Genomic DNA, 16821 nt, shown 5'->3' with positions numbered 1-16821 from the left:
CATAGGTCTGAAGGTGGTGGGGTACCTGTGGGAGCTGGCTTGCCGGCGATAGGGCCAGCAGCACCAACACAATCTCTTACAGGTTCTCCTCCGCCTCCGAAGGCAAATCCTCATCCAGATGCAACCAAGGCAACCAACTACCCACCCAGATATGCCGGTTGGCCCTGACCCGTTCCGGGTGGTCCAGCGTCGCCACCGTCACATCCACCGTCTCCGGGCTATGTGTAGTCACCAATGCCACATGCGCCCCGCAATGCCCACAGAAGTACCGGCTGCAACTGGCCGGTGCCACATAGCAGTTCGGCTCACCAGCCAACCACTGGAACCCCGAGCGGGACACGGTGAGCCAGGTCACCACCAGCCCGCCGCTGACCCGCCGGCAGATAGAACAATGGCAATGGGCAATGTCCGTCAGGTCGCCCTCCAACCGATAACGCAAGGCGCCACAATGGCAGCCACCCTCGGTCACATCCTGCATCACCTACCTCTCGTCGCCTTTGCTTCGGCGAAAGCTGGCTGAAAGCTTGCCCTCATAGGATAGCCCCCACTACCGGCACAAGACCGGTCAGCCAGGGCACCCGGTAACCACCGCGCCCGGCCCAATCAACAACAACAATGGTGATTCTGATGTATTCCTGTGCCCGACTTTCCGTAGCCCCCCTCCGCATGCTCCCCGCACAGCGCCAAGCGCGCTGATCCGCCCGAATCGACGTTCCTTTCGCCGCGCCACGCCTGGAGTATTGCCATGCTGACCTTCCTCGGCTTTGCCATGGTCATCACCTTCATGTACCTGATCATGACCAAGCGCCTTTCGGCCTTGATCGCGCTGATCCTGGTACCGATCCTGTTCGCCCTGTTCGGCGGTTTTTCCGCCAAGATCGGCCCGATGATGCTCGAGGGCATCAGCAAGCTCGCACCTACCGGCGTGATGCTGATGTTCGCCATCCTCTATTTCGCCCTGATGATCGACTCCGGCCTGTTCGACCCGGCCGTGCGCAAGATCCTCAAGCTGGTCAAGGGTGACCCGCTGAAAGTCTCCGTCGGCACCGCAGTACTGGCCCTGGTGGTCTCGCTCGACGGTGACGGCGCCACCACCTACATGATCTGCTGCGCCGCCATGCTGCCGATGTACAGCCGCCTGGGCATGAGCCCGCGGATCATGGCCGGCCTGATCATTCTCGCCGGCGGGGTGATGAACATGACCCCCTGGGGTGGCCCGACCGCCCGTGCCGCCAGCGCCCTGCACGTGGACCCGTCGGACATCTTCGTGCCGATGATCCCGGCCATGCTGTTCGGCGTGCTGGCGATCCTGGCCATCGCCTACATGTACGGCAAGCGTGAACGTGCCCGCCTGGGCGAGTTGCACCTGCCCACCGACGACATCGACCACAGCGAAATCACCGTTTCGCAGTACCCGGACGCGCGCCGACCAAAACTGCTGTACTTCAACGGCGCCCTGACCGCTGCCCTGATGGTCGCGCTGATTGCCGGCGTGCTGCCACTGCCGGTGCTGTTCATGATCGCCTTCAGCATCGCCATGATCGTCAACTACCCGTGCCTGCAGCAGCAGAAGGACCGCATTGCCGCCCACGCCGGCAGCGTGCTGGCGGTCACCGGGCTGATCTTCGCCGCCGGCATCTTCACCGGCATCCTGTCGGGCACCGGCATGGTCGACGCCATGTCCAAGAGCCTGCTGTCGGTCATCCCCGAGGCGCTGGGCCCATACCTGGCGGTGATCACCGCGATCGTGAGCATGCCGTTCACCTTCTTCATGTCCAACGACGCGTTCTACTATGGCGTGCTGCCGGTGCTGGCCGAAGCTGCCAGCCACTACGGCATCAGCCCGGTGGAAATGGCCCGTGCGTCGATCGTCGGGCAACCGGTACACCTGCTCAGCCCCTTGGTACCCTCCACCTACCTGCTGGTGGCCCTGGCCGGCATCGAGTTCGGCGATCATCAGCGCTTCACCTTGAAGTGGGCAGTGCTGGTGTGCCTGTGCATAATGCTCGCCGCGCTGCTGATGGGCATTTTCCCGCTGTTCAGTAGTCTTTAATAAACGCGTATTTCCCTAACGCGACGCGCCCTGATCCTGGCGCGTCGCCTTTACCGTTCGAAGGAAAACACATGGAATGGCTGACCAGCCCGGAAATCTGGGTTGCCTTTTTCACCCTTACCGCGCTTGAGATCGTCCTCGGTATCGACAACATCATCATGATCTCGATTCTGGTCAGCCGCATGCCCAAGCACATGCAGCCGCGCACCCGGATCTTCGGCCTGGCCCTGGCCATGGTCACCCGTATCATGCTGCTGCTGTCGATCACCTGGGTCATGCGCCTTACCGCCGACCTGTTCGTGGTCCTGGGCCAGGGCATCTCCGGGCGTGACCTGATCCTGTTCTTTGGTGGCCTGTTCCTGCTGTGGAAAAGCTCGCAAGAGATCTATCACGGCCTGGAAGGCGAGGACGAGAACCCGGAAGAGCCGAAAGGCGCGGGTGGCAAGTTCTTCTACACCATCATCCAGATCGCCATCATCGACATCGTGTTCTCGCTGGACTCGGTGATCACTGCGGTGGGCATGGTGTCCCACGTACCGGTGATGATCGCCGCGATCATCGTCGCCGTGCTGGTGATGATGTTGTGCGCCGGCACCATCAGCGACTTCATCGACAAGCACCCGTCGCTGAAGATGCTCGCACTATCGTTCCTGATCGTGGTCGGTACCGTGCTGATCGCCGAAGCTTTCGACGTGCATGTGCCAAAGGGCTACGTCTACTTCGCCATGGCGTTCTCGCTGGCGGTGGAAGCCATCAACATCCGCATGCGCACTGCCTTGGCCCGCAAGAACGGCAAAGAGCATGAGCCGGTGAAACTGCGCAAGGACATTCCGGGTCAATAAGATCAGGAAGTGCAGGACATAAAGGGCCCTTCGTTCTGTTCGGGGCCCTTTTTTCATTTCTGGGTATCAGAAATGGAGCTGTCCTGTGCCGGCCTCTTCGCGGGTAAACCCGCTCCCACAGGGGCCACACAGGCCTTGAGGTTATGGTGATCCTGTGGGAGCGGGTTCACCCGCGAAGAGGCCGGCACAGGCAATCATTCATTTCCGGTATGTTTCAAATAAACGGCAGCCATGCGAAGCTGGCGACAGCTCCGCAAAACAACTAAAGCTTTGAGTGAGCACTGAAAATTCTTCAAACGCTCACGCTTCGTCTCTTGGCCCTCTGGGCCAATGCAACAGGGGGCCGTCGCCATGCTGACCCTGCTCAACCTGCTCTCGGCCGTTACGCTTCTGGTCTGGGGCACCCACATCGTGCGTACCGGCATCCTTCGGGTATTCGGCTCGAGCCTGCGGCGCATCATCAGCCAGAACATGAGCAAACGCCCGCTGGCGTTCGTCGCCGGCATTCTGGTCACGGCCATGGTGCAAAGCAGCAACGCCACCGCCATGCTCGTCACCTCGTTCGTCGGCCAGGGCCTGATGGCCATGACCCCGGCCTTGGCAATCATGCTCGGCGCCGACGTGGGTACCGCGCTGATGGCGCGGGTGCTGACCCTGGACCTGTCCTGGCTGTCGCCGCTGCTGATCTTCCTGGGTGTTATCTTCTTCCTCTCACGCAAACAGACGAGGGCCGGCCAGCTGGGCAGGGTAGGCATCGGGCTTGGCCTGATCATCCTGGCATTGGAGCTGATCGTGCAGGCAGCTACGCCGATTACCCACGCCCAAGGCGTGAAGGTGCTGTTCGCCTCGCTGACCGGTGACATCATGCTCGATGCCTTGGTCGGCGCTCTGTTCGCCATGATTTCCTATTCCAGCCTGGCGGCCGTGCTGCTCACCGCAACGCTGGCCGGTGCCGAAGTGATCAGCCTGCCGGTGGCCATCGGCCTGGTGGTGGGCGCCAACATCGGTAGCGGGCTGCTGGCCTTCCTCAGCACCAGCATGCAAAACGCCGCCGGGCGCCGAGTGGCTCTGGGCAGCCTGCTGTACAAGCTGATCGGCCTGCTGCTGATCATTCCTGTGCTGCACCCGCTGGTGAGCTGGATGGACTCACTGAGCTTCAGCCCACAGGAGCTGGTCATCGGCTTCCACCTGCTCTACAACACGCTGCGTTGCCTGATCATGCTGCCCACGGTCAAACCCATGGGCCGGCTGTGCAACACCCTGCTGCCCGAACGGGAAAACGGCAACGGCCAGATTCGCCCGCGCCATCTCGACACCTCGGCGCTGGAAACACCCAGCCTGGCCCTGGCCAACGCCTCCCGCGAAACCCTGCGCCTGGGCGATATCGTCGACAGCCTGCTCGAAGCCATGCTCGGTGCCCTGCGCGGTACCCAGGCCGCCTTGCCGCAGCAGGTCCGCGCCCTCGGCGAGGACGCCGAAGCCTTGTACAGCGCGATCAAGCTGTACCTGGCGCAGATGTCGCGTGAAGACCTCAGCGAACAGGACAACCGCCGCTGGGCGGAAATCATCGAACTGGCGATCAACCTCAAGCTGGCCTGCGACCTGATCGAGCGCATGCTGCGCAAGGTCCAACAGCAGAAAACCAGCCAGCGCCGGGAGTTTTCCCAGGTGGGCCTGGAAGAGCTGACCGGCTTGCAGGAACAGCTGCTGGCCAACCTGCGCCTGGGCTTGTCGGTGTTCCTCAGTGCCGACCCGGAAAGCGCCCGCTTGCTGCTGCGGGAAAAACGCCGTTTTCGCGCCCAGGAACGGCGCCTTGCCCACGCCCATGTCAGCCGCTTGCAGCGCAAGGTACTGCAAAGTATCGAGACCAGTTCGCTACACTTGGAGCTGATCGCCGACATGAAACGGTTGAACTCTTTGTTCTGTAGCAGTGCCTATGTGGTACTGGGCGGCTCGGACACGGGCGGGCTGATGCTCGACAGCGTGCCGGACGAAGCCCGTCTGCCGTGATTTCGCCTACCTGAGGACCCAAGCTCGCCCATGCGTTGCCTGATGTTCGTTTGCCTGCTGATCTGCAGCCTGCCCTCATTCGCCCTCGACCGCTCGCGGGTTGAAGGTTACCTGTTGCCCAACGGCCTGCAGGTCATCCTGAAAAACGGTTATGAACGTGACCATGTGGCGATTCGCCTGGTGGTCGGCGTCGGCCTGGATGACTTCAATTGCGAGCAGAAAGAGCTGCCGCACCTGCTCGAGCACCTGCTGTTCAGCGGCATCGACGAAACTGGCGAGGGCGGCCTGGAAGAGCGCCTGCAATCGCTGGGCGGCGAGTGGAATGCCTACACCAGCAGCGCCGACACCACCTTCGTCATCGAAGCCCCGGCGCGCAACCAGCGCAAAATCCTCGATCTGCTGCTGGCGGTGATCCACGACACCCGCATCGATGCCAAGGCCCTGGCCACCGCCAAGCGCATCATCGAGCGCGAGGATGGCGGCCACTATGGCCACCTCCAGCGCTGGCTCGACCGCCAGGACATCGGCCACCCCGCCAGTGACCAGCTGGCCACCGAGCTGGGCCTGAAATGCCCGGAGCGCTCCAACCTCGACGACATGACCCTGGAGCAGGTGAACACGTTGCGTGACCGCTGGTACGCGGCCAACAACATGACCCTGATCGTGGTCGGCGGCCTCGACCGCCTGCTGCCGGCCTACCTGGAGCGCACCTTTGGCGAACTGCCCGCCACCGAGCCGGAGGAACGCCGCACCCTGGAAAGCATCGGCCAGCAAGCTGCACAGCGCCGCGACCTGACCCGCGGCTGGCTGGGTGACAGCGTCAAGCTGCACTGGCTGTTCGTCGAGCCGGTGCTGGACAACGACCACCAGGCCACCCTCGACCTGCTGTCGCACTACCTGGACTGGGCGCTGTACGACCAGCTGCGCCTGCGCAACGGGTTGTCCTACGGCCCTTCGGCAAAACGCGAAAGCTTTGGCGACACCGGCCTGCTAAGCCTCAATGCCGACCTGGAGCGCGAGGATATCGACCAGGCGGTCGAGGTGATGCAGAAATTGTTCGACCACCTGCGCAAGGAAGGCCTCGACCCGGACACCTTCGAGCGCATCAAGTACGCCAGCGTCGCCAAGGAAAGCTGGAGCACCCAGGGCAACAGCGCCTTGGCCGACTACTACTGGGGCGCGCTGAACGACTATAGCGACGGGCGCTTCGTCAACCCGGTGCGCAAGCTGCGCCAGGTCAGCCTGGCGCAGGCCAACCAGGCGCTGAAGGAAATGCTCAAGGAAGATGGCTATGTGCGTATCGAGAAACCATTGCTTGGCTATGATGAGCTCTACGGACTGGTTGCCTTGCTGTTGGGGCTGATCCTGGCAGCGGGGCTGTTGCGCTGGCGTCGGCATGGTCCGGAAAAACCGAGCGGTGCTACACGCGAGCAGTGAAACGACGGTATCCTTTTGCCAGTACCGGCCTCTTCGCGGGCACGCCCGCGAAGAGCCCAGCACAGTCACCTCACCCATTCTGTTGTAGCCCCCAATGCCCCAAATCCCCCACATCGTCCAGCGCATCATCGAACTGCTCAAACGCTACCCCGGCATCATCGCGCTCGGTGGTTTCCTCTCCGGCATCGGCAGTTTCATCCTGGTCGACCGCCAGGCTGGCCTGGCCAGCTGGGTAGCTGTGCTCATGCTGGTCAGCTGGCTCTGGCTGATGCTGGAAAACACCCTAACCGGCCTGTTCGCGCGCACCTTCAACCGCGAAATACCGCAGCCATTGCTGCGCTACGCGACGCAGATGATCCACCAGGAATCACTGTTCTTCGTACTGCCGTTCTTCTTCATCACCACCACCTGGAACAGCGGCCAACTGGTGTTCACCGGCCTGCTCGGTGCCGCCGGGCTGATTTCGATCATCGACCCGCTGTACTACAAGTGGCTGGCACCGCGGCGCTGGCTGTTCCTGGCGCTGCATACACTGACCCTGTTCGCCGCCCTGCTGACCGCGCTGCCGATCATCCTGCACCTGACCACAGCGCAAAGCTTCAAGCTGGCCCTGATTGCAGCCATGGCCCTGTCGTTCCCCAGCCTGGCCAGCAGCTTCCCGATCAACAACTGGCGCCGCGCCGTGGCCCTGGTGCTGGTCACCCTGTCGGTCGGCGGCGGGGGCTGGCTGCTGCGTTCCTGGGTGCCGCCAGCGACCCTGTGGATGACCGAAGTGGCAGTAAGCACCGAAGTGCTGAACCGCCAGCCGGGCGATTCGCTGCACGAAATTGCTGCCAGCCGCATCCGTAGCAGCGGCCTGTACGCCTACACCGCGATCAACGCGCCACGCGGCCTGAACGAGCGGATCTACCATGTGTGGCAAAAGGACGGCCAGGAAGTCGACCGTATTGCCTTGGACATCCACGGCGGGCGCAAGGAGGGTTACCGGGCCTGGACGCACAAGCAGAACTTCCCGCCGAACCCGGTGGGCAAGTGGCAGGTGAGGGTACTGACCGAAGATGGGCAGGTCATTGGCGTGCTGCGCTTCAAGGTGGTCGACGAAGCGCCCGCGGGGTGAGTGAAAGGGGCCGCTTTGCGGCCCATCGCCGGCCAGCCAGCTCCCACAGGGCCAGCGACAACCCGCTCCATGTGGGAGCTGGCTTGCCGGCGATGGGCTGCAAAGCAGCCCCCAAGGTCCGTGAAGACAGCACATAATCACCAAACAGCCCATGCCCGCTGCGCTATGATCAGGCCCTAAGCCTTAGCGCCGAGTCAGTAGCATGGAGCCGATGACCACCCCCAGCGCCACCCTGGACACCAGTAGCCAACCGGCCTGCCTGCGCATTACCGGTGACTGGACCCTGGCGCACTACGCCAGCCTCAAGCGTGAGAGCGAGCGCCTGCGCGCGCAATACGCTGCCGATACCGTCGCCGACCTCAGCCAACTGGGCCGCCTGGATACCGCCGGTGCCTCGCTGCTGGCCGAACTGCTCGGCTCCGAGCGCCTGTCGCGCTGCACCCACGGCCTGCCCGAAGCCAGCCGCGCTCTGCTCAAGAACGTCTACTGCTCGGTGCAGGACTACTGCATCCCGGTCAAGGAGCCCGAGCGTAACGTGCTGCTGTTGCTGCTGGAACGCATCGGCTGCGCCGTCGGTACCTTGTGGCAAGACACCATGCAGGTGCTCGGCTTCGTTGGCCTGATCCTCGAAACCCTGCTGCGCCGCGCCCTGCAACCTCATCGCTGGCGCTTCACCCCGGTCGTGGCGCACATCGAACAGACCGGCCTGGACGCCGCGCCCATCGTCGCCCTGCTGACCTTCCTGGTGGGGGCGGTGGTGGCCTTCCTCGGCGCCACGGTGCTGGCCGATTTCGGTGCGACCATCTTCACCGTCGACCTAGTGGCATTCTCGTTCCTGCGCGAGTTCGCCGTGCTGCTCACCGCTATCCTCATGGCCGGCCGCACCGCCAGCGCGTTCACCGCGCAGATCGGCTCGATGAAGGCCAACGAGGAAATCGATGCCATCCGCACCCTTGGCCTGAACCCCATGGAGATGCTGGTGGTGCCGCGCGTACTGGCGCTGTTGATTTCGCTGCCCTTGCTGACCTTCATCGCGATGATTTGCGGCATCGTCGGCGGTGCGGTGGTGTGCGCGCTGTCACTGGACATCTCGCCAGCCATGTTCCTGTCGCTGCTGCAAAGCGACATCGGCGTACAGCACTTCCTGGTCGGCCTGGCCAAGGCACCGTTCTTCGCCTTCCTGATCGCCGCCATCGGCTGCCTGGAAGGCTTCAAGGTCAGCGGTAGCGCCGAATCGGTGGGCGCACACACTACCTCGGCGGTGGTGCAGTCGATATTCGTGGTCATCGTGCTGGATGCGGTGGCCGCACTGTTCTTCATGGAGATGGGCTGGTGAGTGGCCAGGAACGCGTGATCGAGGCCCGCGGCATCTGCAACCGCTTCGGCCGCCAGAGCGTGCACGAAAACCTCGACCTCGACCTGTATCGCGGCGAGATCCTCGCCGTGGTTGGCGGGTCGGGCAGCGGCAAGTCGGTGCTGCTGCGCAGCATCGTCGGCCTGCGGCGGCCCGACGAAGGGCAGATCAAGGTGTTCGGCCAGGACCTGGCCGGCCTGCGCGAAGAGCAGCGTTCACTGGTCGAGCGGCGCTTCGGCGTGCTGTTCCAGAAGGGTGCGCTGTTCTCTTCGCTGACCGTCACCGAAAACGTGGCGTTGCCGCTGATCGAGCACGCCGGGCTGTCCCGTGCCGATGCCGAGCACCTGGCCGGAGTGAAGCTGGCCCTGGCCGGGCTGCCGATCTCGGCCGCTGACAAGTACCCGGCCTCGCTGTCGGGGGGCATGATCAAGCGCGCCGCGCTGGCCCGGGCCCTGGCATTGGACCCGGACATCCTGTTCCTCGACGAGCCCACCGCTGGCCTGGACCCGATCGGCGCCGCCGCCTTCGACCAGTTGATCCTGACCCTGCGCGATGCCCTGGGCCTGTCGGTGTTCCTCATCACCCACGACCTCGACACCCTGTACACCATTACCGACCGCATCGCCGTGCTGTCGCAGAAGAAGGTCCTGGTGGCCGGCCCGCTGGCCGAGGTCGAGCAGACCAACGACGCCTGGATTCAAGAATACTTTCATGGCCCACGCGGGCGCGCAGCCGAGCAGGCCGCCACCCGTGCCGGGCAGGAGCGCTGAGCAATGGAAACCCGAGCCCATCACGTTCTTATCGGCCTGGTCACCGTCCTGGTGGTGGCCGGCGCCATGCTGTTCGGCCTGTGGCTGGCCAAGTCGAGTGTCGACGACACCTTCAAGGACTACGAAGTGGTGTTCAACGAAGCCGTCTCCGGCCTGTCCCGCGGCAGCCCCGTGCAGTACAACGGCATCAAGGTAGGCGACGTGTCCACCCTGCGCCTGGACCCGAAAGACCCGCGCCGGGTACTGGCACGGGTGCGCCTGAGCGCCGACACCCCGGTGAAGGAAGACACCCAGGCCAAGCTGACCCTGGCCGGCGTGACCGGCAACTCGTTCATCCAGCTCAGCGGGGGCACCCCACAAAGCCCCGAGCTGAAAGGCAAGGACGGCAAGCTGCCGGTGATCATCGCATCGCCCTCGCCAATCTCGCGCCTGCTCAATGACAGCAGCGACCTGGTGACCAACATCAACCTGCTGCTGCACAACGCCAACCAGATGTTTTCCGAGGACAACATCGGCCACCTCAGCAACACCCTGTCCAACCTCGACAAGACCACCGGCGCCTTCGCTGGCCAGCACGGCAGCATCACCCAGGCCATCGAGCAACTGGTGCAGGTGGGCAAGCAGGCCAGCGCCACCCTGGCCGAAACCCAGGCACTGATGCGCAATGCCAACGGCCTGCTGGGCAGCGAAGGCAAGCAGGCAATCGGCAGCGCCGAGCAGGCCATGCAGTCACTGGCCGAGAGCACGGCCACCATCAACCGCCTGCTCGAGGACAACCGCGAAGCCATCGGCGACGGTGCCCAGGGCCTGAACCAGCTGACCCCAGCGATTCGCGAGCTGCGCGAAACCCTCAACGCACTCAAAGGCATTTCCCGGCAACTGGAGGCCGACCCTAGCGGCTACCTGCTCGGCCGCGACAACAACAAGGAGTTCCAACCATGAAACCGTCGCTGCGCCTGCTGGCCCTGGCGGCCGCACTGAGCCTGGCCAGTGCCTGCTCGATCCTGCCGCAGAGCGAGCCCGTCGACCTGTACCGTCTGCCGGTGAACCAGCCCGGCCGGACGGCGCCGGCGCTGGACTGGTCATTGCGCCTGAACAAGCCGCTGGCCAGCGAAGTGCTGGCCGGGCCACGGATTGCCGTGATTCCCCAGGGCGATGTGGTCAGCAGCTACAAAGGCGCGCGCTGGAGCGACGCAGTACCGGTGCTGCTGCGCAACCGCCTGCTCGACGGTTTCCAGCGTGACGGCCAGGTACAGCGCCTTAGCGCCGACGACAGCAACCTGCAGGCCGACTACGAGCTGGCTGGCGAGCTGCAGGCGTTCCAGGCCGAATACCGCGAGGGCGGGGCGGTGGAGGTAGTGATCCGCTATGACGCACGTCTGGTCCAGGGCCGCAGCCAACGCATTCTGGCCAGCAAACGCTTCGAAATCCGCCAGCCGCTGGCCGACAAGCAGGTATCAGCGGTGGTTGCCGGCTTCGGGAAGGCCTGCGACCAGCTGACCGGGCAGGTGGTCAGTTGGACCATTGCCCAGGCGGGTAGTGCACAGCCACCATCAGTCCGTTGAGTCAGGCCCGGTTCTATCTCCTGTCAGGGCCTCATCGCCGGCAAGCCAGCTCCCACAGGTACTTCGCATGCCTTGAAGTCTGTGAGGTCAAGGTGGGAGCTGGCTTGCCGGCGATGGGCCGCAAAGCGGCCCCAAAAAAGGTCAGGTGAAGAACCAGTAGCAGACGAAGATCGCTGCGATGACACCGGAAAACTCCGCCAGCAATGCGCAACCGACGGCATGGCGCACGCGCTGGATACCCACCGCACCAAAGTAAACCGCCAGCACGTAGAAGGTGGTTTCGGTACTCCCCTGAATCGTCGCCGCCACCAGCGCCGGGAAACTGTCCACACCGTGGGTCTGCATGGTCTCGATCAGCATCGCCCGCGCCGCACTGCCGGAGAACGGCTTGACCAGCGCCGTGGGCAGGCCTTCGACGAAGCGGGTGTCCAGGCCCAGCCAGGTCACCGCATGGCGAATACCGTCCAAGGCCAGCTCCAGGGCGCCTGAGGCCCGCAGTACACCCACCGCCACCAGCATCGCCACCAGGTAAGGCAACAGGCCCTTGGCCACATCGAAGCCTTCCTTGGCGCCTTCGACAAAGGCTTCATACACCTTCACCCGCTTCAAGGCGCCGATCACCAGGAACAGGATGATCACGCCAAACAACGTGAGGTTGCCCAGGATCGACGACAGGCTCGCCAGCGCGGCCGCCGAGAGGGTGCCGAGAAAGGCCATGAACCCGCCCAGCAGCAATGCACCGGGGATCAGGTAGGCGAGCACTACCGGGTCCCACAGGCGCAGGCGCTGCATCACCGCCACCGACAGCAGGCCGACCAGGGTCGAGACGCTGGTGGCCAGCAGGATGGGCAGGAACACCATGGTCGGGTCCGCCGCGCCTTGCTGGGCCCGGTACATGAAGATGGTCACCGGCAGCAGCGTCAGCGACGAGGCGTTGAGCACCAGGAACAGGATCTGCGCGTTGCTCGCCGTGGTGCTACTGGGGTTCAGCTCCTGCAGTGCGCGCATGGCCTTCAGGCCGATCGGCGTGGCGGCGTTGTCCAGGCCCAGACCGTTGGCGGCGAAGTTCATGGTGATCAGGCCCAGAGCCGGGTGGCCGGGCGGGACTTCCGGCATCAGCCGGGCAAACAGCGGGCCGAGCACCTTGGCCAGCCACTCGACGATGCCAGCCTTCTCGGCGATCTTTAGAAAGCCCAGCCACAGGGTCAGCGTGCCGAACAGCAGCACCATCACATCGACCGACAGCTTGGCCATGGCAAAGATGCTCTCGACCATCGCCGCGAAGATGCCGGCGTTGCCGCCTACCAGCCATTGGGCCAGGGCGGACACTGCCGCCACCAGGAAAAAGCCAAGCCAAAGGCCGTTGAGCATCCGTGTGTTCCCCCTGAAAAATGCCCGAATGATAGCGTATCGGGGCGTAAGGCTGGAGACCGCAGGCGAGGGCTGCGCCCTCGTATCGCGACACAAGGCCGCTCCCACAGAGTCGGTGTACGCCGGCCATTGTGGGAGCGGCCTTGCGTCGCGAAAGGGGCCGCAAAGCGGCCCCAAGATCTCACAGGCAACAAAAAGCCCCGACAGGTCGGGGCTTTTTGTTCAGCTCATCAGGCTCAGCGCTTGGCAGCTTCGCCAACCATGGCCGCTTCCTGTTTGCCGGCCATCAGCGAGGCGTAGTACTTCTCGCCCTTGGCGGCGTCGTACATACCCTCCCAGCGAGCAATGACCAGGGCTGCCAGAGCGTTACCCACAACGTTCAAGGCGGTACGGGCCATGTCCATGATGCGGTCGACACCGGCGATGAAGGCCAGGCCTTCCAGCGGGATACCCACGCTGCCCAGGGTGGCCAGCAGCACCACGAAGGAAACACCCGGTACGCCAGCGATACCCTTGGAAGTGACCATCAGGGTCAGCACCAGCAGCAGCTGCTGGCTCCAGGACAGGTCGATACCATACAGCTGGGCAATGAAGATGGCCGCGATGCTCTGGTACAGGGTCGAGCCGTCGAGGTTGAACGAGTAGCCGGTCGGTACCACGAACGAGCAGATCGACTTCGGTGCACCGTACTTCTCCATCTTCTCGATCACGCGCGGCAGCACGGTCTCCGAGCTGGAGGTGGAGTAGGCGAGGATCAGCTCATCTTTCATGATGCGCATGATCTTGATCACCGAGAAGCCGAACAGGCGGGCAACCAGGCCCAGCACCATGAAGGCGAAGAAGGCGATGGCGAAGTACACCAGCAGCACCAGCTTGGCCAGCGGCAGCAGCGAGCTGAAACCGAAGTTGGCGACGGTCACGGCGATCAGGGCGAACACGCCGATAGGGGCGTAGTTCATGATCATGTGGGTGACCTTGAACATGGTCTCGGAAACCGCCTGGAAGGTACGCACCAGCGGGTCGCGCAGCTCTGCCTGCAGGCTCGACAGGCCCAGGCCGAACATTACCGAGAAGAAGATGATCGGCAGCATTTCGCCACGCATCAGCGCTGCGAAGATGTTCGACGGGATCAAGTTCAGCAGGGTTTCGATGAACGCGTGCTCATGCTGCACTTCGGCCGCGGTAGCCTGGTACTTGGAGATGTCCACGGTACCCAGGGTGCTCATGTCGATGCCGGCGCCCGGGTGGAACAGGTTGGCCAACACCAGGCCCACGACGATGGCGATGGTGGTCACCACTTCGAAGTAGATGATGGTCTTCAGGCCGATGCTGCCCAGTTTCTTCGCGTCGCCAACCCCGGCGATACCCACGATCAGCGACGAAATCACGATCGGGACGACGATCATCTTGATCAGGCGAATGAAGATGTCACCAGCGGGCTGGAGGACGTTGCTGATCCACCATGCCTTTTCTGCACTGAAATGATTCAGTAGCGCGCCGATTGCAACACCCAGGACCAGACCGATGACGATCTGCCAGGCGAGGCTCAGTTTTGCCTTCTTCATGTCTTTACCCTTTGTTCTAGTGGTCATGGGCACCCAACGGAAACGCGCGTAACAGAGCCGTTGGCAAGGTCACGAGCAGCAGATGCTTCCGTCCGGCACCTTCATGTAAGGACACCGCAGGCGAGCGACAGGGCGCTCGGGCCGGCGAAAAAGGCGGCAACTATTGCGATGGCAAAGGGGGAAATCTAATGCCGGAAGCGCATACCCCATGCCGTTTATGCATAACATTTTTGACCAAAACGGGAGGTTCGCAAGTGCTTGATTTACAACGTTCGGAATCCCGAACAAGACCAAACCGCCATATTTAGGCAGATTTGGCAGGGTAAGAAGAACAGGGGCGATGGCTTGTTCGACAATCCGAATGGCCGAAATGCCACTTGAACAAGCGCCAGGTTGATCGAAAAAAAATTGATGTACGGTCGAGACAAAATGTGTCTCGAAGAGAAAATCGCGCAGGGAAGAGACGTTTCCTACATGGCTCCTCGGAAGTCAGGTCTGGCCAGATGCCCCTATGGCATCGCCGACCTGAAACTTCCGATTCCGCCTTTCCTGACCCGGCCCATTGCTGGAGGCACTCCCTGTACCCCTAGGCCACTCCGATCCTGCAACAATCAGAACAGCCCGGCCCCTTGGTCATGAGCAGCCCCTCCTCGGGGCGGCGCATCATAGAAGGCTGAAAATATAGAAAGGTTCAGCTTCTATTTCGTGACAGTGCATGACCTTTTCTCCGTACCGGGTGCAAATGCTCAGTACCAGTTCGGGTCACGCTTGAGCTGCTCCTGCAGCATCGCCTTCATGCCGTCGTCCGGCTTACCCAGCCAGCGGTACTGCGCGTGACGGGTGGGCGACTTGTCGCTCGGCAAACCTTCGGGTACCTCCACGAGCATCCCGTAGGCATCGTCCTTGTCCCAGCTGAACGCCACGATCAGGCGCTTGTAGGTGCAGTTGTCCTGGCGTTCGCACAATGGGCCGACCAGGTACTTGTCGCCGTCTTCGGTAACGGCAGACATCTGCTGCTGGGCACTGCCGGTCAGATTGACCACCCAATCAGGCAGACGTTCCTCGCCTTCAATCGTGTCCTGCCAGGTTTCCCGGTACTCCGGGTCCGAGCCGAGCAGCTGGTCGACTCGGACCTGGCCGTCATTGGCCGCCATCGCCGCCGCACTGCCGCCCAGTAACAGGGCGGCAGCCAGGGATGTCCAACGCTTCCTGCCCATCTTCAACCTCGTCCACGTCCAAAGAAGAAGGAGGCTACGAACAGCACCAAGAAGACAATGAACAGAATCTTCGCGATACCGGTGGCAGCGCCCGCGATACCACCGAAGCCCAGTACGGCGGCGACAATGGCGATGATGAGGAAAGTGATAGCCCAACTCAGCATGGTGGTTCTCCTTTCTTTTTTGAAATCGTTAAGGCCAGCGGTCAGAACACCCAGCGGTCCTGGGGTACGACCCTTTCCAGGGTGGCCGGTGACGCGGTGGCCTGGCCAGTTGGAAGCGGGTCGGCGGCCTTGACCAAGGTATTGGCACGGGTTGCCTGAATCTGCGTCAACAGGGCGGTCTGCGCCGCCACTTGCTCGGTCAGGCGCGCGGTCTGCCAGCTGTAATAGAAGAGGCCAGCGGCCAAGGTCAGCAACAGCGCCAGGCCGAGTGAAAGCACCTGGCTCAGGGGCAGTGCAGCGCTCTGCAAGCGGTTGACGGATTGGCGGGTCATGCCGGCTCCTCCTGCTGTAATTCTTGTTCAAACCTGAACAGGTAATTGCAGCCTGCATGCCAGCCTTACGAATCAAATAAACTCCATTTAAATCATATAGTTATGTGAATTCTGCAAAACCGGCAAGGACGTATCCTGCACGATGCCGCCCTGGCAGTCGTGCGAATTGCACGATCAGCCCTCGACCTTGGTCGCCACCTTGAGCAGGTCGGCATCCACCCCGCGCACGCCGATGATCTGCCGGGCGATTTCCACGGCAATGGTTTTCTGCTCGCTGCTGACCACCTCGCCCGAAAGCCGCACCAAACCCTCCTCGCTGGCCACTTTCAGGTTCAGGCCATCGAGGTTACGGCTGAAGCGGTAGCTGTTCTGGATCTTGTCGATGATCCAGCTGTCGCTCGGTTGCGGCCCAGTCGGCGTCCCCACCGGGGTTTCCCGGGCCTTGGCCATGGCGGCGCTATCGAGGCTGACCAGGTTGTTGACCAGGTGCACACCCTCGGTGGTACGCGCCACCACGCCGGCCAGCTCCTTGGCCTCGGCACTGTCGACCTTGCCGCGCAGGGTCACCACACCTTCGCTGCTCTGTACGTCTATAGGCGCCTTCTCGGTGGTGCGGCTCCATAACAGCCGCGCACGGATCACCGCGGCCAGGGTGGCATCCTCCAGGCGCTGGGCATAGGCACGCAGCGCCAGCGGGCGCTCCACCAGCTGGGCATTGACCCGCAGCTGGTTGTCGACTTGCTCGATGCCACGGGTAGCCAGCGCCACATGCTCGGCCAGCTGGCGTTCGACGTCGTTCTCCACCTCACCGGAAAGCCGCGCCTGCTTGCCGTCCACCTCGACCTGGATACGGAACGGGTCGAGCATGCGGTTCAGCGACAGGGCAGTTTGCAGGGCCCCCTCCAGGCGGGCGTCCTGCACCGGGCCGGCGAATGCCGGGGTGAACATCGGCAGCAGGGTGGTTGCCAACACGGCGGTGCGAATGGAAAAGGACATGGCAGTGCCTCCTTTTGTAGAGCAAAAG

At 63.0% G+C, this 16821-nt stretch carries 16 protein-coding genes; 9 read left to right on the top strand and 7 right to left on the bottom strand.

What is annotated here, in order from left to right; all coding sequences use genetic code 11:
- Window positions 1–76 precede the first annotated feature (76 nt).
- A complete protein-coding gene (locus CAG44_RS03170) occupies window positions 77–478 on the bottom strand; it encodes a GFA family protein (protein WP_085691571.1) in 402 nt (133 codons plus the stop codon).
- Between the two features lie 267 nt (window positions 479–745).
- Here CAG44_RS03170 and CAG44_RS03165 point away from each other — a divergent pair, with 267 nt between their 5' ends.
- From CAG44_RS03165 to CAG44_RS03125, 9 genes are all read left to right on the top strand, one after another.
- Window positions 746–2053: a CitMHS family transporter gene (locus CAG44_RS03165; RefSeq protein WP_015268498.1), complete on the top strand. Its 1308-nt coding sequence runs from the start codon at window positions 746–748 to the stop codon at window positions 2051–2053.
- 71 nt (window positions 2054–2124) lie between these two features.
- Window positions 2125–2895 carry a TerC family protein gene (locus tag CAG44_RS03160; RefSeq protein ID WP_025337243.1) on the top strand — a complete coding sequence of 257 codons (771 nt, stop codon included), beginning with the start codon at window positions 2125–2127 and terminating at the stop codon, window positions 2893–2895.
- A gap of 351 nt (window positions 2896–3246) precedes the next feature.
- Window positions 3247–4905, top strand: a complete 1659-nt coding sequence (locus CAG44_RS03155) for a Na/Pi cotransporter family protein (protein ID WP_085691570.1) — start codon at window positions 3247–3249, stop codon at window positions 4903–4905.
- Window positions 4906–4935: 30 nt separating this feature from the next.
- A complete protein-coding gene (locus CAG44_RS03150; protein ID WP_085691569.1) occupies window positions 4936–6342 on the top strand; it encodes a pitrilysin family protein in 1407 nt (468 codons plus the stop codon).
- 94 nt (window positions 6343–6436) lie between these two features.
- A complete protein-coding gene (locus CAG44_RS03145; RefSeq protein WP_085691568.1) occupies window positions 6437–7459 on the top strand; it encodes a DUF5924 family protein in 1023 nt (340 codons plus the stop codon).
- 202 nt (window positions 7460–7661) lie between these two features.
- Window positions 7662–8795: an ABC transporter permease gene (locus tag CAG44_RS03140; protein ID WP_025337239.1), complete on the top strand. Its 1134-nt coding sequence runs from the start codon at window positions 7662–7664 to the stop codon at window positions 8793–8795.
- Window positions 8792–9583 (top strand): ABC transporter ATP-binding protein, encoded by a 792-nt coding sequence (locus CAG44_RS03135; RefSeq protein ID WP_015268492.1) that lies wholly within the window; start codon window positions 8792–8794, stop codon window positions 9581–9583. Before CAG44_RS03140 ends, CAG44_RS03135 begins: the two co-directional genes overlap by 4 nt.
- A gap of 3 nt (window positions 9584–9586) precedes the next feature.
- Entirely contained in the window at window positions 9587–10525 is a 939-nt protein-coding gene (locus tag CAG44_RS03130) for an MlaD family protein (protein WP_085691567.1), read from the top strand.
- Window positions 10522–11148 carry an ABC-type transport auxiliary lipoprotein family protein gene (locus CAG44_RS03125; RefSeq protein ID WP_085691566.1) on the top strand — a complete coding sequence of 209 codons (627 nt, stop codon included), beginning with the start codon at window positions 10522–10524 and terminating at the stop codon, window positions 11146–11148. The genes CAG44_RS03130 and CAG44_RS03125 overlap by 4 nt, the downstream gene beginning before the upstream one ends.
- Window positions 11149–11289: 141 nt before the next feature.
- On the opposite strand, the gene CAG44_RS03120 is transcribed toward CAG44_RS03125, so the two are convergent.
- The 6 genes from CAG44_RS03120 to CAG44_RS03095 all read right to left on the bottom strand — a co-directional run bounded on the left by CAG44_RS03120 (window position 11290) and on the right by CAG44_RS03095 (window position 16793).
- A complete protein-coding gene (locus tag CAG44_RS03120) occupies window positions 11290–12519 on the bottom strand; it encodes a nucleoside recognition domain-containing protein (protein WP_085691565.1) in 1230 nt (409 codons plus the stop codon).
- 236 nt (window positions 12520–12755) lie between these two features.
- Entirely contained in the window at window positions 12756–14084 is a 1329-nt protein-coding gene (gene gltP, locus CAG44_RS03115; RefSeq protein ID WP_025337235.1) for a glutamate/aspartate:proton symporter GltP, read from the bottom strand.
- 746 nt (window positions 14085–14830) lie between these two features.
- A complete protein-coding gene (locus CAG44_RS03110) occupies window positions 14831–15301 on the bottom strand; it encodes an inhibitor of vertebrate lysozyme family protein (RefSeq protein WP_025337234.1) in 471 nt (156 codons plus the stop codon).
- A 2-nt stretch (window positions 15302–15303) separates the two neighbouring features.
- Entirely contained in the window at window positions 15304–15465 is a 162-nt protein-coding gene (locus CAG44_RS03105; protein WP_003252966.1) for a DUF1328 domain-containing protein, read from the bottom strand.
- Window positions 15466–15506: 41 nt separating this feature from the next.
- Window positions 15507–15797: a hypothetical protein gene (locus CAG44_RS03100; RefSeq protein WP_025337233.1), complete on the bottom strand. Its 291-nt coding sequence runs from the start codon at window positions 15795–15797 to the stop codon at window positions 15507–15509.
- Between the two features lie 174 nt (window positions 15798–15971).
- Window positions 15972–16793 carry a BON domain-containing protein gene (locus CAG44_RS03095; RefSeq protein WP_025337232.1) on the bottom strand — a complete coding sequence of 274 codons (822 nt, stop codon included), beginning with the start codon at window positions 16791–16793 and terminating at the stop codon, window positions 15972–15974.
- Window positions 16794–16821: the final 28 nt, after the last annotated feature.

The sequence above is a fragment of the Pseudomonas sp. B13(2017) genome, assembly GCF_002113245.1.
GTDB lineage: Bacteria > Pseudomonadota > Gammaproteobacteria > Pseudomonadales > Pseudomonadaceae > Aquipseudomonas > Aquipseudomonas putida_Z.
The sequence above is the reverse complement of the archived record's forward strand: the minus strand, read 5'-3'. Positions and strand labels throughout refer to the sequence as shown.